General features: G+C 76.1%; 13 protein-coding genes. 5 read left to right on the forward strand and 8 right to left on the reverse strand.

Going from position 1 to position 13,735, the window contains the following annotated elements:
- Positions 1-102: 102 nt before the first annotated feature.
- The gene (locus tag AC07AL_RS22715) at positions 103-954 is read right to left on the reverse strand and encodes a helix-turn-helix transcriptional regulator (protein ID WP_363581708.1); all 852 of its coding nucleotides are present in this window, start codon (positions 952-954) and stop codon (positions 103-105) included.
- A gap of 147 nt (positions 955-1,101) precedes the next feature.
- On the opposite strand from AC07AL_RS22715, the gene AC07AL_RS22720 reads away from it, so the two are divergent.
- A complete protein-coding gene (locus AC07AL_RS22720; RefSeq protein WP_363581710.1) occupies positions 1,102-1,875 on the forward strand; it encodes an SDR family NAD(P)-dependent oxidoreductase in 774 nt (257 codons plus the stop codon).
- An 82-nt stretch (positions 1,876-1,957) separates the two neighbouring features.
- Here the strand turns inward: AC07AL_RS22720 and AC07AL_RS22725 are convergent, their stop codons facing one another.
- Positions 1,958-2,737, reverse strand: coding sequence for a uracil-DNA glycosylase (locus tag AC07AL_RS22725; RefSeq protein ID WP_363581712.1), 780 nt, complete (start codon positions 2,735-2,737; stop codon positions 1,958-1,960).
- A gap of 171 nt (positions 2,738-2,908) precedes the next feature.
- Here AC07AL_RS22725 and AC07AL_RS22730 point away from each other — a divergent pair, with 171 nt between their 5' ends.
- Complete coding sequence (locus AC07AL_RS22730; RefSeq protein ID WP_478317999.1) at positions 2,909-3,880, forward strand: SPFH domain-containing protein; 972 nt, start codon at positions 2,909-2,911, stop codon at positions 3,878-3,880.
- 77 nt (positions 3,881-3,957) lie between these two features.
- Positions 3,958-4,416 carry a CBS domain-containing protein gene (locus AC07AL_RS22735; protein WP_363369659.1) on the forward strand — a complete coding sequence of 153 codons (459 nt, stop codon included), beginning with the start codon at positions 3,958-3,960 and terminating at the stop codon, positions 4,414-4,416.
- A 92-nt stretch (positions 4,417-4,508) separates the two neighbouring features.
- Here AC07AL_RS22735 and AC07AL_RS22740 read toward each other — a convergent pair whose 3' ends face one another.
- Positions 4,509-4,673, reverse strand: coding sequence for a TetR family transcriptional regulator C-terminal domain-containing protein (locus tag AC07AL_RS22740; protein ID WP_478318025.1), 165 nt, complete (start codon positions 4,671-4,673; stop codon positions 4,509-4,511).
- Here AC07AL_RS22740 and AC07AL_RS22745 point away from each other — a divergent pair.
- A complete protein-coding gene (locus AC07AL_RS22745; protein ID WP_478318027.1) occupies positions 4,602-4,952 on the forward strand; it encodes a hypothetical protein in 351 nt (116 codons plus the stop codon). The genes AC07AL_RS22740 and AC07AL_RS22745 overlap by 72 nt on opposite strands.
- Here AC07AL_RS22745 and AC07AL_RS22750 read toward each other — a convergent pair.
- The 4 genes from AC07AL_RS22750 to AC07AL_RS22765 all read right to left on the reverse strand — a co-directional run bounded on the left by AC07AL_RS22750 (position 4,949) and on the right by AC07AL_RS22765 (position 11,297).
- Positions 4,949-7,870 carry an FAD-binding and (Fe-S)-binding domain-containing protein gene (locus tag AC07AL_RS22750; protein ID WP_363628240.1) on the reverse strand — a complete coding sequence of 974 codons (2,922 nt, stop codon included), beginning with the start codon at positions 7,868-7,870 and terminating at the stop codon, positions 4,949-4,951. The genes AC07AL_RS22745 and AC07AL_RS22750 overlap by 4 nt on opposite strands.
- A gap of 174 nt (positions 7,871-8,044) precedes the next feature.
- A complete protein-coding gene (locus AC07AL_RS22755; protein WP_363623655.1) occupies positions 8,045-9,049 on the reverse strand; it encodes a glycosyltransferase family 2 protein in 1,005 nt (334 codons plus the stop codon).
- A gap of 200 nt (positions 9,050-9,249) precedes the next feature.
- Positions 9,250-9,912 carry an aggregation-promoting factor C-terminal-like domain-containing protein gene (locus AC07AL_RS22760; RefSeq protein ID WP_363628242.1) on the reverse strand — a complete coding sequence of 221 codons (663 nt, stop codon included), beginning with the start codon at positions 9,910-9,912 and terminating at the stop codon, positions 9,250-9,252.
- A gap of 539 nt (positions 9,913-10,451) precedes the next feature.
- Positions 10,452-11,297, reverse strand: a complete 846-nt coding sequence (locus tag AC07AL_RS22765; RefSeq protein ID WP_400803177.1) for an EI24 domain-containing protein — start codon at positions 11,295-11,297, stop codon at positions 10,452-10,454.
- A gap of 143 nt (positions 11,298-11,440) precedes the next feature.
- Here AC07AL_RS22765 and AC07AL_RS22770 point away from each other — a divergent pair, with 143 nt between their 5' ends.
- Positions 11,441-12,238, forward strand: coding sequence for a serine protease (locus tag AC07AL_RS22770; RefSeq protein WP_400803174.1), 798 nt, complete (start codon positions 11,441-11,443; stop codon positions 12,236-12,238).
- A gap of 100 nt (positions 12,239-12,338) precedes the next feature.
- Here the strand turns inward: AC07AL_RS22770 and AC07AL_RS22775 are convergent, their stop codons facing one another.
- Positions 12,339-13,529 carry a helix-turn-helix transcriptional regulator gene (locus AC07AL_RS22775; protein ID WP_363628246.1) on the reverse strand — a complete coding sequence of 397 codons (1,191 nt, stop codon included), beginning with the start codon at positions 13,527-13,529 and terminating at the stop codon, positions 12,339-12,341.
- Positions 13,530-13,735: the final 206 nt, after the last annotated feature.

Here is a 13,735-nt window from a genome sequence, read left to right on the forward strand (position 1 = left end):
CAGCGACGAGCATCGATCTCGGATATGTCCCCACGCATGAACAGCTCAACGAGCTAACCCGACAACCGTCACGGTAATCACCGTTGCAGTACTAGGGCGAACCTAGGTCGGCGCCGCGTGGGCCGGGGCCGCGTCGTGGGCGGCGACGAAGGCGTGGCGGGCGCGGCTGCCGGGTGGGGCGAGGCAGACGAAGACGTACCGGCCCTCCTCGGGCAGGGCGAGCACCGTGTAGTCCAGGACGTCGGTGTCCAGTGCCGGGTGGCGGATGTGGAGCCGGCCGGGGCCGGGCGGGCCGGCCCGGTGGCGATCCCACAGCGCGGCGAAGGCCGGGCTGTCCGAGGACATCCGGCGGACCAGGCGGGTGAGCCCGCGGTCCCCCGGGCGGTCCGCGTGGTGGGCGCGCAGCGAGGCGACGAGGTCCGCGCCGATCGAGCCGGTGGCCGCGAAGTTGCCCTGTGAGCGGTCCCCGTACGGGCAGCAGAACACCTGCCAGAGCAGGTTGCGCTCGTGGGGCGGGCGCCGTTCCGGCCAGGCCATCAGCAGGCCGGCCGGGCGGTTCCAGGCGAGGAGTTCGAAGGTCGGGCCGGTGACGAAGGCGGGCGCGGCGTCCAGGGTGTCCAGCAGCGCCAGGGTGGTGGCGGAGACGGCCGGCGGCTCGGGCGGTGCCCCGGCCGGTGCGCGGTGCCGGGCGGCCAGCCGGTGCAGGTAGGCGCGCTCCGCCCCGGCCAGTTGCAGGGCCTCGGCGATGCCGTCGAGGACCGGGCCGGTGGGCACCCGCTGGCGGCCCTGCTCCAGCCGGGCGTAGTAGTCGGCGGAGATGCCCGCACGGGCCGCCACCTCCTCGCGGCGCAGCCCGGGCGTCCGGCGGCGCCCGGCCGGGGGCAGGCCCGCCTCGGCGGGCGCGAGGCGGGCGCGGCGGGCGCGCAGGAACGCGCCCAGCGGGGTCTCGGGCATGCGGTCACGCTGCCACAGCCGGGCGGGGTTAGCCAGGACCTGGCCGTCCCTGGTCGGCCCGTCCCTGGTCGGCCGGTCCCCGGTCGGCCCGTCCCCGGGAAGGGCTGGCCGCTGGTGGTCCGGGCGGGGCGCCGGGAGGCTCGCCGCATGGGACTTCTCGACGACAAGGTCACGATCGTCACCGGCGCCGGGCGCGGCATCGGCGCGGCCGCCGCCCGGCTGTTCGCCCGGGAGGGCGCGCTGCTGGTGCTGGCCGCCCGCTCCGGCGCCGAGGTGGAGGCGCTGGCCGCCGAGCTGCGGGCCGGCGGGGCCCGGGCGGTGGCCGTCGTCGCCGACCTGACCACCGCGGAGGGCGCCGAGCGGACGGTCGAGGCGGCGCTCACGACGTACGGCCGGCTGGACGCGGCCTTCGACAACGCGGGCTCCGGCTTGTCGCCGGCCCCGCTCGCCGAGCGCACCGAGGCCGAGTGGGACGACACCCACGCGCTCAACCTGCGCGGCAGCTGGCTCTGCCTGCGGGCCCAGCTGCGGGCGATGGCGGCGGGCGGTCGGGGCGGCGCGGTGGTGCTCAACTCCGGGGTGGGCGCGCTGGTCGGCGGCTTCGGGGACGGCGTCCAGCAGGCTGCCAAGCACGGCCTGACCGGCCTGGTGAAGGCGGCCACCGCCGACTACGCCCGACACGGCATCCGGGTCAACGCCGTCGCGCCCGGCGTGGTGCGGACGCCCTCGACGGAGCAGTTCTTCGCGTCCGGCCCGGAGTTCGACGCCCTGGTGGTCCGCTCGACCCCGCTGGGCCGGGCGGGCTCGGACACCGAGATCGCGGAGGCGGCGGCCTGGCTGCTGAGCGACCGGGCGTCGTACGTGGCCGGGGTGACCCTGCCGGTGGACGGCGGGATCACCGCGACCCGGCGGTTCGACTGAGTGCGGGCCCGGCCGGTTCGGGGAAGACCCGGTCGGTCGGGGCGGGCCCGGCGGCACCGTACGGGGGTCGGTGCCGCCGGGCCTACTCCGGCGCCGGTTCCAGCCCGGCCGACCGGGCGGCGGTGCGGAGCAGGGCGCGGAGCATGGGGGTGGTGAGGCGGCCGGTGTTGGTGTTGCGCGGGCTCACGTGGTAGCAGCCGTACAGCTGGAGGGCGGGGCCGCCGTCGGTGGCGGGAAGGACGGCCAGGGCGCCGTGACCGAAGGCGGGTCGGGGCCGGGGGACCTGCCAGCCGGCCTGCGCGAGGGCGGGCAGGAGGGCCTGCCAGGCGAAGCCGCCGAGGGCGACGACGGTTCGTACGGTGGGGCGCAGCAACTGGAGTTCGCGGGTGATCCAGGGGCGGCAGGTGTCGCGTTCGGCGGTGCTGGGCTTGTTGTCGGGCGGGGCGCAGCGGACCGGGTCGGTGATGCGGACGCCGTGCAGGCGCAGGCCGTCGCCGTACCGGACGGACTCGGGGCGGTTGGCGAGTCCGAGGTCGTGGAGCGCCGCGTAGAGCAGGTCGCCGGAGGGGTCGCCGGTGAAGATCCGGCCGGTGCGGTTGGCGCCGTGGGCGGCGGGGGCGAGGCCGACCAGGACGAGCGGGGCGTCGGGCGGGCCGAAGCCGGGGATCGGGCGGGCCCAGTAGTCCCAGTCCAGGTAGGCGCGGCGCTTGGTGCGGGCGGTCTCCTCGCGCCACTGGACCAGGCGCGGGCAGGCCCGGCAGTCGGTGACGACGCGGTCCAGCGCGGTGAGCGAGGTGGCGCGGGCGGCGGCCTCGGCGGGGTGGCGGGGGTGGCCGGGGTCGTCGGCGGCGGACTGCGGCATGGCCACGATCCTACGGTCCGGCTCTGGCCCCGCATCGGCCCTGCGCCGGCCTGCCCGGGCAGGCGTAGCGTGGAATCAGCTGCTCCGGCGGCCCCCGGCTGGGCCGGGTCGGCGACGGCCGGGGCTGGCTGGTGCGCGAGGAGGCCTCGCCGAGGCCGCAAGGAGGCCGCGATGATCGTCGATGCGGTGCTGGGTGCCATCGGGGGGCTGGTCGGGCTGGGGGCGATCTGGGCGGGCCTGAGCGTCCGGGTCGTCCAGCAGTTCCAGAAGGGAGTGGTGTTCCGCTTCGGCCGGGTGCGCAGGGAGGTGCGCGAGCCCGGGCTGGTGGCGCTGCTGCCGATCGCGGACAAGTTGCGCAAGGTGAACGTGCAGATCGTGACGATGCCGATCCCGGCGCAGGAGGGCATCACCCGGGACAACGTGACCGTCCGGGTGGACGCGGTGGTGTACTTCCGGGTCGAGGACCCGGTGAGGGCGACCGTCAACGTGCAGGACTACCAGTTCGCGATCTCCCAGGTGGCGCAGACCTCGCTGCGCTCGATCATCGGCAAGAGCGAGCTGGACGACCTGCTGGCCAACCGCGAACCGATCAACCAGGGGCTGGAGTTGATGATCGACAGCCCGGCGCTGGGCTGGGGCATCCAGATCGACCGGGTGGAGATCAAGGACGTCGCGCTGCCGGAGTCGATGAAGCGCTCGATCGCGCGGCAGGCGGAGGCCGAGCGGGAGCGGCGGGCGCGGATCATCACGGCGGACGGTGAGTACCAGGCCTCGGCCCGGTTGTCGGAGGCGGCGGCGGTGATGAGCGCGACCCCGGCGGCGCTCCAACTGCGGCTGCTCCAGACGGTGGTGGAGGTGGCGGCGGAGAAGAACTCGACGCTGGTGCTGCCCTTCCCGGTGGAGCTGCTGCGCTTCCTGGACAGCGCGACGGACAACCAGCAGCGGGCCGCGGTGAATGCCGCGGCGGCAGCGGCGAAGGCCGCCGAACGGGTTGCCGTGGAGCGGGAGGAGGCAGCGAAGGCGGAGGTCGAGCAGGACCGGTCGCAGCACGAACTCCCGCCGCTGGAGGAACTGTTGGACCAGTCGCCGCTTCCGGGCGCGGACGCGCCGGGCGGGCGCGCGGAGCCGGACCAGGCGGCCTGACCGGTGCCCGGTGGCGGCCTCCGCGGGCCCGGACCAGGATGGACAGGGGGGCGGAAGCCAGGCCAGGAGGCGGGACCATGACCAGAGCCAGCGACATCATGCACCCGGGCGCGGAGTGCATCCGCGAGCACGAGACGCTCGCCGCCGCCGCCCGGATCATGCGGGAACGGCACGTCGGCGCGCTGCCCATCTGCGGGGAGGACGACAAACTGCTGGGCATCGTGACCGACCGCGACATCGTGCTGCGCTGTGTCGCCGAGGGCCGGGACCCGGCCGGGGTGACGGCGGGCGAGCTGGCCCTGGGCCGGCCGATGACGGTGGAGGCGGACGAGGACGCGGAGCAGGTCCTACGGGTGATGGAGCAGTACCGGGTGCGCCGGCTGCCGGTGATCAACCACCCGGAGCACAAGCTGGTCGGGATGATCAGCGAGGCGGACATCGCGCGCGGGCTGCCGCAGGCCCGGGTCGCGGAGTTCGTGTCGGCGGTCTGCGCAGAGGAGGCGCCCACGGAGGAGGCGGCCAAGGCCGGGGCCTGACGGCGCCGGGGTCTGACGGCGGCGGCGGATCGGGCCGAGGGGCGGTACCGGCCGTGGTGGATCAGGGCTGTGGCGGATCAGGGCCGTTGCGATCAGTCAGGGCATCGTCCGGCCAGCGTGTCGAGGTGGCGGCGCAGCACGGAGCGCAGTTCGCCCGGGCCGACCAGGTCGGGGTGCTGGACGGCCTGGAGGGTGAGGCCGTCGAGCAGGGCGGAGAGGCGGCGGGTCTCGACGGCGAGGTCGAGGCCGGGCGCCAGGGCGCCGGAGCGCTCGGCCTCCGCCAGGACGCGGTGGATCAGCTCACCCGGCAGGGCGCCCGGAAGAAGTGGCCGGAGGCCCGCCCGGCGGCGCCGCAGGGCGTACTCGAACTGTTCGGCGGCACCGCCGAGTTGGAGCAGGATGCGGAATCCGGCGGCTGGCGCTGGGTGGGCGTCGGCGCCGACGGTGTGCGCGGCGCGGCCGACTGCGGCTACCCGACGAAGGAGGAGGCCGCGGCCCGCGCCGGGGCCTTCCTCGGCGAGCACGCCGCGCCCTAATCGCGCTCCCGAAGCGCCCGGGCGATCAGTTCCGCCAGGTGCAGGGCCTGGCGGCCCTGGGCGAGTTGGGCGATCTGGGTGCGGCAGCTGAAGCCGTCGGCCAGGACCACCGTGTCGGGGGCGGCGGCCCGGACCTCGGGGAGCAGGACGCGCTCGGCGATCGCCTCGGACACCTCGAAGTGGCCCCGCTCGAAGCCGAAGTTGCCGGCCAGGCCGCAGCAGCCGGAGTCCAGCACCCGGTTGTGCAGGCCGAGTCGGTCCTCGATCCGGCGGTCGGCGGCGCTGCCGAGGACGGCGTGCTGGTGGCAGTGGGTCTGGGTGACGGCGTCCAGCGGGACCTGGGGGAGCGGGGTGTCGGGGGCGTACTGGTCGAGGAACTCGGCGAAGGTGCGGGTGCGTTCGGCGAGCGGGCGGCCGTCCGGGCCGAGCAGCCGGGGCAGGTCCTCGCGCAGGGCGGCGGTGCAGCTCGGGTCCATCCCGACCACCGGGGTGTCGGCGGGCAGCCCGGCGCCGGCCAGCGTCCGCAGGCTGCGCCGCAACACCCGGCGGGCGGTGCCGAGTTGGCCGGTGGAGTACCAGGTCAGGCCGCAGCAGACCGGGCCGGCGGGCAGCCGTACGTCGAAGCCCAGGTGCTCCAGCACCTCGACGGCGGAGCGCAGCACGTTCGGCTGGAGGTGGTCGGAGAAGGTGTCCGGCCACAGCAGCACCGGCCGTGCCCCCGCCGGGGCCGGGTGCGCGGCGCGGTGGCGGCGGTACCAGCGGGTGAAGGTCTCCGGCGGGAGGACCGGCAGCACCCGGCGCCGGTCGATCCCGCCGAGCCGCTTGAGCAGCCCGGCGGCCGGGGAGCGGGCGAGGGTGTTGGCGGCGCCGGGGGCGAGGGCGGCGGCCCGCAGCCAGAGCGGCAGCCAGCCCATCGAGTAGTGGGCGAGCGGGCGCGGGCGGTGCCGGTAGTGCTGGTGCAGGAACTCGGCCTTGTAGGTCGCCATGTCGACATGGACCGGGCAGTCGCTCGCGCAGCCCTTGCAGCTCAGGCAGAGGTCCAGGGCCTCCCGGACCTCCGTCGAGCGCCAGCCGTCGGCGATCGTCGCGCCGCCCTGGCGGCCGGGAGGTGCTGCCATGCCGCGCAGCATCTCGGCCAGCAGCCGGGCCCGGCCCCGGGTGGAGTGCCGCTCCTCGCCGGTGGCCATGTAGCTGGGACACATCACCCCGGTGTTCGGGTCCACGCACTTGGCGACGCCGACGCAGCGGTGCACGGCCTTGGCCAGGCTGCCGCCGTCCTGCTCGTACGGGAGGGCGAGCGGCAGCGGGCGGCGCGGGGCGGTGACGAAGCGCAGGTCGGCGTCGAGCGGGCGCGGGTCGACCATGGTCCCCGGGTTGAGCAGGTGCTCGGGATCCCAGATCCGTTTGAACTCGCCGAACAGGGCGATCACGTCGGGCGGGTACATCCGGGGCAGCAGTTCGCCGCGGGCCTGCCCGTCGCCGTGCTCGCCGGAGAGCGAACCGCCGTAGGAGACCACCAGGTCGGCGGCCTGCTCCAGGAACTCCCGGAAGACCAGTACCCCGGCGGGCTCGTCCAGCGGGAAGTCGATCCGCAGGTGCACGCAGCCGTCGCCGAAGTGCCCGTACGGCACGCCGCGCAGGCTGTGCCGGCGCAGCAGGGCGCGCAGGTCCCGCAGGTAGTCGCCGAGGCGCTCGGGCGGGACGGCGGAGTCCTCCCAGCCGGGCCAGGCCTCGCCGCCGCCGGGCAGCCGGGTGACGATGCCGGCGCCCGCCTCCCGGACGGCCCAGAGCTGGCGCTGCTCGGCCGGGTCGGTGACGAGGGCGACGGAGGCGGAGCGCTCGCGGCGCACCGCGTCGGCGAGCCGGCGGGCGGCCTGGTAGGCCTCGACCGAGGTGGCGCCGCCGGTCTCCAGGAAGAGCCAGCACTCGCCCGCGGGCAGCCGGTCCAGTGCGGGCGGGCGGGGGCCGGCGGCGAGCAGTGCGGCGATCAGGTCGGCGGACATGCCCTCGGCGGTGAGCGGCCCGAGCGGCAGCAGCGCGGGGACGGCGTCGGCGGCGGCGCCCTCGTCGGGGTAGCCGGCCACCACCAGGGCGCGCGCGGGCGGCTCCTCGACCAGCCGGACGGTCGCGCCGAGCAGCAGCGCGCAGGTGCCCTCGGTGCCGGTGAGCGCGCGGGCCAGGTCGTGGCCGTGCTCGGGCAGCAGGGCGTCCAGCGGGTAGCCGGAGGTACGGCGGGGCAGCGCGGGCAGGCCCTGGCGGATGGTGGCGAGGTTGCGGTCGGTGAACTCCTGGAGCTGCCGGTGGAGTTCACCGGGCCGCCCGGGCAGGGTGCGGAGCGCGGCGCGCTCCTGCGGGGTGAGCCGGCCGCCCACGGTCAGCTCGGTGCCGTCCGCGAGCAGCAGGTCCAGCCGCTCGACGTTGTCCGAGGTGCGCCCCCAGGCGAGCGAGTGCGAGCCGCAGGAGTCGTTGCCGATCATGCCGCCGAGGGTGCAGCGGCTGTGCGTGGACGGGTCGGGGCCGAAGCGCAGCCCGTACGGCCGGGCGGCGCGCTGGAGGTCGTCCAGCACGGTGCCCGGCTGGACCCGGGCGGTGCGGGCCTGCGGGTCGACGTCCAGGACGGCGCCGAGGTGGCGGCGGAAGTCCAGCACCACCGCGCCCGGGCCGATCGCCTGCCCGCCGATGCTGGTGCCCGCCCCGCGCGGCACCACCGGCACGCCGTACCGGCGGCAGAGCGCGAGGGCGGTGCGGACGTCGTCGAGGTCCGCGGGTTTGACCACGCCGAGCGGCAGCTGCCGGTAGTTGGACGCGTCGTGGCTGTAGACGGTCCGCTCGGCGGTGCCGAAGCGGACCTCCCCGCGCAGCACGGCGGCCAGTTCGCGGGCCAGCTCGGCCCCGGGGGCTGCGGACGGACGGCTCACCAGGGACCTCCGGGCGGGTGCGGCGACGGCTCCGGCCGATCATGGCAGCCGCGCGCCCGCAGGGGTACCGGCCACGGCCGGGGTACCGCCGATGGGGTGTCGGCGGGCGGCCGCCCGGCCAGGGCCTAGGCCCCGCCGCCTGCGGAGGCGGGGCCGCACACGTCCGGAGTCCGGTCACCGCCGCCCGGTGAGCGTGCCGCGGGCGATGTGGGAGAGCTTGGCCATCTCGAACGCCGGGTAGGCGCCGCCGGCCAGCAGCGAGAACTTGATCCCCTCGCGGCCGCCCGGCCGCCGGTGGCCGGGCGGCTGGAAGCGCCGGTGGTGCTCGGCGGCCCGGTGGAAGAACTGCGGCCGCTCGGCGCGGGTGACGCACCCGGCCAGGTCGAAGACGAACAGGTAGTGCCGGATCATCCGGACGAACAGCGCGTCCCGCACCGCGTACAGGTGCGGCTGGTCCTCCAGCAGCGCGAAGCTGCGCTCGTACTGGTCGAAGAGGTCGAACACGCCGCTGCCCGGGGAGCCGGTGGGGTGGACGGTCTCCCGGCGGCGCAGCTGCACGCACTCGCGCGCCAGCACGGCGACGCGGCGGGCGCCGAGCAGCGCCGCGTGCACCACCGGGATCTCCTCGTACCGGCCGTCGGGGAAGGCCAGCCGCAGCTCCTCCCAGTGGCCGCGGCGGATCAGCCGGTCCCAGACCAGCGGCGGCGCGCCGAACAGCGCGGGCTGGTCGAAGGGCTCGAACACCTCGGGGCCGGTTTCGGCGAGCAGCGACTCCGCCCCGCCCGGCCAGTCTCGGTCGTTGTGCCGGCGGGAGTGGCCGAACAGCAGCAGGTCCACCGGGCCGGTCTGCCCGAGCCGGTCGGCGAGGGTCCGCAGCGCGTCCTGGGGCAGCTGGTGGTCGGCGTCCAGGAACAGCAGGTACTCGCCGGCCGCCCGCGCCGCCCCCGCGTTCCGGCTCACCCCGACCCCGACCGCCGCGTTGAGGTGCAGGACCGACAGCCGCGGGTGCCGGGCCGCGTACGCGTCGACGAGCTCGCCCGCGGCGTCGGGGGAGCGGTCGGCGACCACGATCACCTCGACGTCCTGGAGGGACTGCGCGAGCAGCGAGTCCAGGCAGTCCGCGAGCTGTTCGTGCTGGTCGTAGGCGGGGAGCACGACGCTGATGAGGGGTGAGGGCATGACGCCGGAGCGTAAGAGGACGCGCTGACCGTGGCAAAGCCCTGACGGTGCGTAATACCGATCAATCCCCGCCAAATCGTACGACCGTACGCCATATCTTCACGCGGCCTGCCGGACGCGTCCACGACAGCCGGAACGCGCCGGGGCCCGCGACGCGTGGTGCGTCGCGGGCCCGGGGGTCGAGGCTTGGCAGCCTCGATTTAGTACCAGTGGTGGTTCTGCCAGAACGACCAGGCGGCGCAGGGGCTGCCGTAGCGGGAGTTCATGTAGTCCAGGCCCCACTTGATCTGGGTGGCCGGGTTGGTGCGCCAGTCGGAGCCGGCCGAGGCCATCTTGCTGCCGGGCAGCGCCTGCACCAGGCCGTACGCGCCGGAGGAGGCGTTGACGGCGAGGTGGTTCCAACTGCTCTCGCGGGACACGATGTTGCTGAAGCACTGGAGCTGGCCGGCCGGGACGAGCTGTGCGGCGATCTGCTGCGGGCTGCCGGTGAGGGCCGGGGCGCTGGTGAGGTTCTGGCGCGCCTGGGAGCGGGAGGCGGCGGCGTCCGCGTCGGCCTTGGCCTTGGCGTCCGCCTGGGCCTTCGCGTCGGCCTCGGCCTGGGCCTGGGCGGCGGACTCCGCCTCGGCCTGGGCCTGCGCCTGGGCTTCCTGGGCGGCCTGGTCGGCGGCGGCAGCGGCAGCGGTGTCAGCCTGGGCCTGGTCGGCGGCCGCCTTGTCGTCCACCGTGACGGCGGCCGCGGGGGCGGCGGCCTCGGTGGTGCTCCCGGTCTGCGGGAGGGCGAGGGCGGCGGTGGCGGCGCTCGCGACGACGAGGGTGGCGATGCCGGTGATCAGGGAGTTGCGGCGGGCATGGCTGAGCTGCATGAAGCGGACAATCCTTTTCCGTCGGGGGCCGTGCCGGTGGCACCGGGTGCGGGGCATCGCACGGGCGTCCGGGTGAGCGGGGCCCGCGCGGCCGTCCGGGACGGCCGTGGTGCCCCGGCGGAAGTGGCGGGGCGGGTCGGCTGCGCGGCGGACGGGGCCGGCTGCGCTGCCTGGCGACGGGCCATTCTTGGCAGGGCCGGGGACGGGTGGCAAAGGCAGTTGCCACTACGGCGGGTAGTAGCCGCAGGGTGGGCGTGGCGAGACGCGGTGATGGTTTTGGGAGAATTTGTCCGACTTGCGTATTTGTAGGTCGGAGGCTGGTGGCGCGGGCGGAATGTGCGGGTGCGAGGTGTGGTGGCCTGCGTTCTTCGAGGTGTTCCGGGCGGCCCGGCGCGGGACGGGAGCCCGCGCCGGGTGGTCGGCCGACGCCCTGGCCGCAGCCATCCACTATCGGGGGCCGTAGACGGCGAACCCCGTGTGGGCGGCCTCACATGTCCGGACGGCCGGGATCGGCGCAGGGTGACCGGCCGGTCACCGCCTCAGGAGGTCGCGTGCGGGCTTCCGGCGGCGGGCCGGGAGGCCGGCTCCGCCGCCGGTTCCGGCTCCTGCTCGCCCGCCGGGGCCGCGTCGTGGACCGGGTCGAGGGCGAGGTCGCGGGCCAGGTCCCGGGCCAGCAGGGTGGCGCCCGCGACGGCCCCCGGCATGGCGAGCACCGTCACCAGCGGAACCAGGAACGCCAGGATCAGCGGCGTGCCGAAGCCCAGCGCCTGCCCGAGCCGGGCGCGCAGCAGCCGGATCCGCTCGCGCTGCGGCACCCCGCGCCGCTGGAGGGCGACGGCGGCGAGCTCGACGGTCAGGAAGAAGCCGGACACCAGGAAACCCAGCGCCGGCACCACCGTCTGCCCGATCACCGGGATGAAGCCGCAGGCGAACAGCACCACGCCGAACGCGGCCACCCGCACCAGGACATAGGCGCTGTCCCGTACCGCGATCACCAGTTCGCGCCACAGCGGCGACTCCGGCGGGGCGGGCGCACCGCCCTCGGTCTCGTCGACCTTCGCGGACAGCGCCTCGTAGAAGGGCTGGCCGACCAGCAGGGTGACGGCGGTGAAGGTGAGCAGCGAGAGCAGCAGGCCGCCGCCGAAGGCGATCGCGGCGAGCGCGTCGCGCAGCAGGCCCTGCCAGGGCGAGCTCCAGCGGTCGGCGAACGGGGTGGCCCAGTCGGCGAGGTCCTTCGACCAGCCGCCGAGGAAGACGAGCGCGACGGCGTACCCGGCCAGGGTGAGCAGCGCGGGCAGCATGCCGAAGCCCCACCAGCGGCCGTGCCGGCCCACCCACTTCTGGCCCCCGACCAGGTACTTCATCCCCGCCACAAGATCTCGCATGGGCGATCACCTTAGGGGTTCCTCCTCCGGAACCCTGCATTGCCGTGTTCCTGCCAGTTTCGACCGGCAGGGCCGGGCCCCTCCTGTCGTGACGCCTGCGGGGCCACCCTCGGTGCTCCCCGACCTGTCGATGGAGGAGCCTGATGAAGCGTCAATTCGGAAGATTCATCGTGCTGTTGGCCACCCTGGTGCTCGGCGCCGGTGCGCTCGTGCTGCCCGCCGCCGCCTCGCCCGCACCCTCGGCGCCCTCGCCGGGCGTGGTCGGCGGCACGCGGGCGGCGCAGGGCGAGTTCCCGTTCGTGGTGCGGCTCTCGATGGGCTGCGGCGGCGCGCTCTACACCCCGCAGATCGTGCTCACCGCCGCCCACTGCGTCAACGGCACCGGCGCCGACACCAGCATCACCGCGACCGCCGGCGCGGTCGACCTGCGCAGCGGTAGCGCGGTCAAGGTCCGCTCGTCGTACGTGTACCAGGCGCCCGGCTTCTCCGGGGCGGAGAGCGGCGACGACTGGGCGCTGATCAAGCTGGCCTCGCCGGTCGGCGGCAGCCAGGTGAGCACGCTGCCGACCACCGACTCCACCGCCTACGACAGCGGCACCTTCACCATCATGGGCTGGGGCGCCGCGACCGAGGGCGGCGCGCAGCAACGCTACCTGCTCAAGGCCACCGTGCCGTTCGTCGACGACGCCGCCTGCGCCAACGCCTACCCGGGCCTGAACAGCGCGGCCTCACTCTGCGCGGGCTACGTCGACCAGGGAGGTGTCGACACCTGCCAGGGCGACTCCGGCGGGCCGATGGTCCACCGGGACGCGGCCGGCCGCTGGGTCCAGGTCGGCATCGTCAGCTGGGGCAGCGGCTGCGCCCGGCCCGGCTACCCGGGCGTCTACACCAAGGTCAGCACCTACGCGGCCGACATCGCCACGGCGGCGGCCGGGCTCTGACGCCGACCGCCGACCGCCGACCGCCGGAGAACCGGAGAACCGGAGCGCCCGGGGGATCCCCACCGGGCGCTCCGGCGCGTCCGCCGTCAGCGGTCCGTGGTCAGCCGTCCGCCGGGGGCCGGTGCGCCGTCGAGCCGCCCAGCCAGGCCCGGGCCCGGCGCCGCTCGTAGGCGATCCGGCCGGTGGCGTCCGGCGGTAGCCGGGAGAGGACGGCGGCCGCGGCCTCGTGGCGCCCGGCCCGGGCGTACGCCCCGGCGAGGCGGCCGGCGACCAGTGCGTGGTCGTGCGGGTGGGCGGCCTGGTCCAGGCGCCCCAGGGCGGCGCCCAGGTGGGCCACCGCCGCGTGCGCGTGGGCGGTGTGGCCGGTGCGGACGGCGAGGTCCCGGTGGCAGGTGCCGTGGGCGACGCCCAGCACCAGGGCGGCCCGGGCGGCCCCGGGCGCCGGCTCGCCGGCCCGCAGGGCGGCCTCGGTCAGCCGTTCGGCGTCCGCCAGGGCCCGCCACGTCTCGGGCGCCGCGCCGGCCAGTGCGTGGGCGTGCGCCTGGGCGAGGGCGGCCCAGGCGCGAAGGCCGGGCAGGGTGCGGGCGGTGGCGTGGGCGGCCTCGGCCAGGGCGAGGGCGGTGGCCGGGTCGCCGCTCCACCAGTGCAGGGTGCTCTGCCGGGCGAGCAGGGCGGCCGCGGTCGGCTGGTCGTCGGCGGCGCGGGCCCACTCCAGCCCGGCCGCGTACCAGCCGAGCGCGCGGGTGCGGCGGTCCCCCTCGAAGTGGGCCCAGCCCGCGAGTTCGGCGTAGCGGGCGGCGAGCGAGCGGACGGCGGGGGCGGTTTCGCGCGGGGCGGCGTGCTGCCAGGCGGCCAGGGTGCGGGCGTGGTGTTCGAGGACGGTGGCCAGCTGTTCGCCGCCGGTGTGGGTGGCGGCCGCGCGGTAGACATCGAGCAGGTGGCCGAGCACGGCGAAGGTGGCGGCGTCCGGTCGGCCCGTCGGGGGCCCTGTGCCGCTCTCGCCGAGGGGTGGCAGGGCGGGGGCGGCGAGTTCGCCGAGGTGCTCCCGCTCCTGCCGGACGGGTTGCCAGAGGGCGGCCAACTCGCCTCCGGTGAGCAGGAGTTCGTCGGCCCGGGCGGGGAGTCCCGGCGGTGGCCAGCGGCGGGCGTTCTCCACTCGGCTGATCAGTGAGTTGTGGTAGCCGAGCAGGCGGCCGAGTTCGGCCTGGCTGAGTCCGCGGGCCTCGCGCCAGTGGCGCAGCCGGTGGCCGAAGCGCAGGCGCGCGGACGCGGGGGCGGGGAGGGGTGGCAAGGGGTCTCCCGGGGGGTGGGGGAGCGCTCGTGGGGGAGCGCCATGCCCAGGTATCCCCTTTGACGTGCCATTGTCAAACTGTGGGTCGCATCCCTCGAACGGCACCGGGGGGGGGGGGGGGGGTGGGGGGGCGGGGGGGGGGGGGGGGGGGGGGGGGGGGGGGGGGGGGGGGGCGCGGGGCGGGGGGGGGGGAAGGGGGGGGGGTG

The organism is Kitasatospora sp. NPDC043949 (assembly GCF_056435365.1).

Bases quoted from the DNA above. Each gene is read 5' to 3' on its own strand.
- AC07AL_RS22715 (WP_363581708.1), bottom strand. From the start codon at position 954: ATGCCCGAGACCCCGCTGGGCGCGTTCCTGCGCGCCCGCCGCGCCCGC.
- AC07AL_RS22720 (WP_363581710.1), top strand. From the start codon at position 1,102: ATGGGACTTCTCGACGACAAGGTCACGATCGTCACCGGCGCCGGGCGC.
- AC07AL_RS22725 (WP_363581712.1), bottom strand. From the start codon at position 2,737: ATGCCGCAGTCCGCCGCCGACGACCCCGGCCACCCCCGCCACCCCGCC.
- AC07AL_RS22730 (WP_478317999.1), top strand. From the start codon at position 2,909: ATGATCGTCGATGCGGTGCTGGGTGCCATCGGGGGGCTGGTCGGGCTG.
- AC07AL_RS22735 (WP_363369659.1), top strand. From the start codon at position 3,958: ATGACCAGAGCCAGCGACATCATGCACCCGGGCGCGGAGTGCATCCGC.
- AC07AL_RS22755 (WP_363623655.1), bottom strand. From the start codon at position 9,049: ATGCCCTCACCCCTCATCAGCGTCGTGCTCCCCGCCTACGACCAGCAC.
- AC07AL_RS22760 (WP_363628242.1), bottom strand. From the start codon at position 9,912: ATGCAGCTCAGCCATGCCCGCCGCAACTCCCTGATCACCGGCATCGCC.
- AC07AL_RS22765 (WP_400803177.1), bottom strand. From the start codon at position 11,297: ATGCGAGATCTTGTGGCGGGGATGAAGTACCTGGTCGGGGGCCAGAAG.
- AC07AL_RS22770 (WP_400803174.1), top strand. From the start codon at position 11,441: ATGAAGCGTCAATTCGGAAGATTCATCGTGCTGTTGGCCACCCTGGTG.